General features: G+C 32.4%; 5 protein-coding genes. All 5 read left to right on the top strand.

The features are described from left to right. Window positions 1–496, top strand: a 496-nt coding sequence (locus ACI4WO_RS02025) for an AMP-binding enzyme (protein ID WP_439805891.1), incomplete at its 5' end; no start/stop codon positions are given. A gap of 20 nt (window positions 497–516) precedes the next feature. After that, window positions 517–2,337 (top strand): excinuclease ABC subunit UvrC, encoded by a 1,821-nt coding sequence (gene uvrC / locus ACI4WO_RS02030; protein ID WP_439805892.1) that lies wholly within the window; start codon window positions 517–519, stop codon window positions 2,335–2,337. Between the two features lie 14 nt (window positions 2,338–2,351). Beyond that, window positions 2,352–2,900 (top strand): 16S rRNA (guanine(966)-N(2))-methyltransferase RsmD, encoded by a 549-nt coding sequence (gene rsmD, locus ACI4WO_RS02035; protein ID WP_439805893.1) that lies wholly within the window; start codon window positions 2,352–2,354, stop codon window positions 2,898–2,900. 1 nt (window position 2,901) lies between these two features. Next, the gene (gene coaD, locus ACI4WO_RS02040; protein WP_439805894.1) at window positions 2,902–3,387 is read left to right on the top strand and encodes a pantetheine-phosphate adenylyltransferase; all 486 of its coding nucleotides are present in this window, start codon (window positions 2,902–2,904) and stop codon (window positions 3,385–3,387) included. Between the two features lie 4 nt (window positions 3,388–3,391). Beyond that, a complete protein-coding gene (locus tag ACI4WO_RS02045) occupies window positions 3,392–3,850 on the top strand; it encodes a vacuolar-type H+-ATPase subunit H (protein ID WP_439805895.1) in 459 nt (152 codons plus the stop codon). Window positions 3,851–3,928 lie beyond the last annotated feature (78 nt).

Below are 3,928 nucleotides of genomic sequence, written 5' to 3' on the forward strand. Positions count from 1 at the left end.
AGAAGAGGGAACAATAGTTATTTATGGTGTAAACCATAAACTTCCGATAGGATTGTTTACCGGCTATTTTCATAATGAAGAGATGACTCATGAAGCTCTGGGCGGAGAGTATTATAATACCGGCGATATGGCAGTGTGTGACAAGGATGGCTACTACTGGTTTATTGGAAGAAATGATGATGTTATAAAATGCTCCGGATATCGTATAGGACCTTTTGAAGTCGAAAGCGCTATGCTGGAACATCCTTCGGTAGTCGAATGCGCTATAACTTCTGCTCCGGATCCTATAAGAGGACAAGTGGTTAAAGCTACTGTTGTTCTTGCTAAAGGATACACACCAAGTGAAAATCTTACAAAAGAACTTCAGGAACATGTTAAGCATACCACTGCACCTTATAAATATCCGAGAATCATCGAATATGTAGATGAATTGCCTAAGACAATCGGCGGTAAAATCAAGCGAAAAGAAATAAGAATGCACGACAACCAGAAATAAATTTATACCCGGAGGAATTTATGAATGATCGATTGCCTTTTCTTCAGCAAAAGACATCCAGGCTTACAATTTCACCGGGTGTTTATTTAATGAAGGATAAAGATAATAATATTATATATATTGGTAAAGCAAAAAATTTAAAAAACAGAGTCAGCAGTTATTTTAGGCATAATTCAAACCATAGCATAAAAGTTCAGCAAATGGTTTCAAATGTGTATGATTATGATTTTATTGTAACTGACAGTGAATATGAAGCACTGGTTCTTGAATGCAGCCTTATTAAGCAGCATAAACCTAAGTATAATATTCTTTTAAAGGATGATAAAGGCTATTTTTATATAAAATTTTCCAAAGAACCATTTCCTAAAATAACTGCTGAAAAAAATGTGAATAAATCAGGGGATTTTCTCGGACCGTATACAAGTTCTTTTATTGTTACTCAGACAGTTGATGAAGTTAATAAAGTATTCAAGCTGCCTACCTGTAAAAATAAATTTACAGATGACAGAACACTAAAAAAACCATGCCTTAATTATCATATAAAACAATGCATGGGAGTGTGTTGTAATAATATCACATCAAAAGAATATAATGAAGTAGTAAATCAGGCAAAATCATATATAAAAAATGGTAATGATTTTTCAGTAAAAAAGCTTCAGATACAAATGCAAAAAGCTTCAGATAATCTGGAATTTGAAAAAGCTGCAAGAATTCGTGACAGAATAAATGCGATTACCAAAAGCGGCATGAAACAAAAAATATTTGATGATGATTTGAAGAATTGTGATTTTATAGCCTATTCCAATAGTCCGCAGGGGACTTGTGTTTCACTTCTGAAATATAGGAATGGAAGATTGTTTGATAAGGTTACATTTCCCTTTGTCAATAATGAATGCGATGAAAATATTATGGAATCTTTCCTGAGCATGTATTATACTTACCAAAATGAGATTCCTCAGAATATAATCATGGAAGAATCATTTGATAATTACGAATTAATCAGAAAAGCTTTATGTGACAAATGCGGACATAATATTAAATTTATATTTCCTAAAAAAGGAAATCTACTTAAATATATAATGATGACAAAGGCTAACGCTGAAGAATACTGGTCAATTAAGACAGCTCGTACAAGCAAAGAAATATCTGCCTTGGAAGATCTGGCTAAAATTTTAGGACTGCAATCACCGCCGGAATATATCGAATCGTATGATATATCCAATTTATCGTCATCTTCCATGGTTGCAGGAATGATTGTATTTAAAAATGGACGTCCTTTTAAAAAAGCATATAAAAGGTTTTCAATAAAAAATAATGCTGTTCAAAATGACTATGCATGTATGCAGGAAGTTATTGAGCGACGTTTTAACGAATATTTTCACGGCACTGACAGTGGATTCCTTACACGTCCTGATTTAATTTTACTGGATGGCGGAAAAGGACATGTTAACGCTGTAAAAGAAGTATTGGATAAATATAAACTGGATATTCCAATTTATGGTCTTGTAAAGGACAGCAAACACAGAACCCGTGCAATTGCTACCAGCGGCGGAGAAATTTCAGTTTCAAAAAAATCTCAGGCATTTATACTTATGACAAAGATTCAGGATGAAGTTCACAGATTTGCCATTTCCTATATGAAATCAAAACATACTAAAAATAACTTTAGTTTTGAACTTACAAAAGTTAAAGGTATAGGAAATAAAAAAGCACAGAATTTAATTCTTGAATATAAAACAAAGGAAAATTTAAAAAAAGCAATGCCGGAAGAACTTGCAAAGGTTGCAGGGGTAAATATCAATATTGCAAATGAATTATATGAACTTATTCAAAATCTGTAAAGTGGGTGTGATTTATGAGAGTTATAACAGGAATTGCCAAGGGAAAGAAATTGGAAACATTGGAGGGAATGGATGTTCGTCCTACTACTGACAGAGTAAAGGAAGGAATGTTTTCAGCTATTCAGTTTGATCTGGAAAATTCATTGGTTCTTGATTTGTTCGCAGGAAGCGGACAGCTGGGCATTGAAGCTTTAAGCAGGGGAGCATGTTCAGCAGTATTTGTTGATAACTCAAAAAAATCTTTGGATATTGTAAAAAATAATTTAACTAAAACTGATTTTATGGATAAATCTTTGTTGTTTAATATGAACAGTATGGATTTTCTTAAAATTACTGATAAGAAATTTGATATTATTTTTCTGGATCCGCCATATAATAAAGGAATATTACTTGAAATTTTGCCAATGCTGACAAATAAACTGAATTTTAATGGTAAAATTATATGTGAACATGAAAAAAATCTTGTATTACCTGAAAAAATTGAAAATTTAAGGTTGAAAAAAACTTATAAATATGGTAAAATAAATGTGTCAATGTATCTTTTTGACGGAGAGGATGAATGATTTGAAAAGAATAGCTGTTTGTCCGGGAAGTTTTGATCCTATAACACTGGGACATTTGGATATAATAAAAAGAGCATCTCAGCTATTTGATCAGGTCGTTGTTCTGATTTCAGTTAATACCTCGAAAACACCAAGCTTTACAGAATCTGAACGAATGATGATGATTCGTGAAAATACAAAGGAATTTGACAATGTTTGTATAGATATATTGGACGGTCTTCTGGCTGATTATGTAAAAAAAATCGGGGCAATTGCTATTGTAAAAGGTTTGAGAGCAGTAAGTGATTTTGAATATGAATTTCAGATGGCTCTGGCAAATAAGAAATTATATAATGGTGCTGAAACAGTATTTTTAACAACCTCATCTGAAAATATGTATTTAAGCTCAAGTGTTGTAAAGCAGATAGCTTATTTCGGCGGTGATATCAGTCATTTTGTACCGGATAATGTGCTTGATTTTATAAGAAAAAGGCTTGTAAAGGAGTAAATCTATGAATAATAAAATTGATGAAATACTTGATGAAATGGATGAGGTTCTTGATAAGGCTAAGCCTTTTCCATTTGCAGGCAATAAATATTTAGTGGATGCCGACAGAATGAGAGAACTGGTCAATGATGTGAGACTGAATATGCCTCATGAAATAAAAGACGCAAGACTTGTGGCTTTTGACAGGGAAAGAATATTAAATGAAGCTAAGGCAAAATCAGAATCAATAATCAGTCAGGCAGAAAAAAGGGCAGAAGCAATAGTTTCTCAGGATGCAATTGTTAAGGAAGCAAAGAAAAGAGCAATTGAATTGCTTTCAAAAGCACAGAATAATGCCAAGGAAGTTAAAAAGTCTGCCAATGATTATGTAGATAATCTGATGAATAATACAGATAAGTTTATGGCTGCTGTTTTGCAGGATATAAAAAAGCAGAAGGCATCAATCAGAGAAAACAGAAAATAATCAATTCATAATTCGTTCATAAATTATTCATAATTTTATGATATAATGTTAGTATGCAAAGAAGCATATCATTTTTTT

Origin of the sequence: Porcipelethomonas sp., from assembly GCF_051893655.1 — a bacterium.
Lineage (GTDB): Bacteria > Bacillota > Clostridia > Oscillospirales > Ruminococcaceae > Porcipelethomonas.